Origin of the sequence: Campylobacter sp. 2018MI13 (assembly GCF_018501135.1) — a bacterium.
In the GTDB taxonomy this organism is placed as follows: Bacteria; Campylobacterota; Campylobacteria; order Campylobacterales; family Campylobacteraceae; genus Campylobacter_E.
The window spans coordinates 1-1157 of the sequence record NZ_JAHCZC010000151.1 but is presented as its reverse complement, the minus strand read 5'-3'; the positions used below and the strand labels follow the sequence as shown (position 1 = coordinate 1157).

At 20.2% G+C, this 1157-nt stretch carries 1 protein-coding gene; it reads left to right on the top strand.

Annotation, left to right across the window (positions count from 1 at the left end; all coding sequences use genetic code 11):
• Nucleotides 1-1157 (top strand): pentapeptide repeat-containing protein (locus tag KJQ99_RS09395; protein WP_214150666.1); only part of this gene is annotated, 1157 nt, incomplete at both ends.

Sequence of the window (1157 nt, the reverse complement as noted above, 5' to 3'; positions counted from 1 at the left end):
GTAAATTTACAAAAGATGCTAATTTTAAGAATACTAATTTTAATACAATTAGTAGTTTTATAAATGTTGAGTTTTATTGTGTTGTTAAATTTAGCAATAGTATATTTAATGATAAAGCATTATTTAAACAGACAGTTTTTAAGAGAGATTTTTTTGGAAATAATATTTTTTTTAAAAAAGAATGTCATTTTGATGGCGCAACTTTTAAGGGTAACTGTATATTTAGCCATTCAATATTTAATGATGAAACAAATTTTAAAGATGCTAAATTTTTTAAATCTACATATTTTAATCGTTCTATATTTAATAAAAAAACTTTGTTTTGTAGTGCAATTTTTAAAGACGTAATTAATTTTTATTTTTCTATTTTTAAAGATATTATTAATTTTTCTTCTTGTGTGTTTGAAAAAGCAAATTTTGTAAATATGATTGGTATTGATATATCAAATTTAACGATAGAATATTTAGATAAACATATTGAATCTAATAAAGAAAAAGGATATGTATCCACATATAGAAAAATACAAGAATGTCAAAATCTAAAAGATTCATTTAGAACAATTAAAGATGTTTTAATTGGGCAAAACAATACCTTAGAAGCTTTGCAGTGGCATAAATTAGAGCTTTATATGAGTGAGTTAGAAATTAAATATAGAAGAAAAATCAATGTTTTAAAGCAAGAAATACAAGATAAATACTCTAAGCAACAAGATCAGAAAGAAAATGATATATTAAAGTATACTTTATCAATCAATCAGGAAAATAAAATTAAGAATATATATAATGAATATCAATTAAAAGCTTACAGATTAATAAGTGATCATCATTCTGATTTATCTAAAATATTTTTCTTTACTCTCAGTATATTTGGGTTATATATGTTTTTAGCAAGTTTATTAGCTTTTATGATTGATGAATATAAAACAAGTTTTGATTTTATTTTATTTGATGAAAATATATTTAAATATATTTTTATGTTATTTGGTAATGTAAATTTTTATTTCCTATCCAATATATTGATGTGTTTATGTGTTATGATTATTGTTATTTTGGTTTTATTAGCAATATGTTGTTTAATTGACTTAGCTAGAACAAACATATCATTTCAATGTAATAATATTTTAGAAGCTAAATTATATATTAAAATAGCTATATTA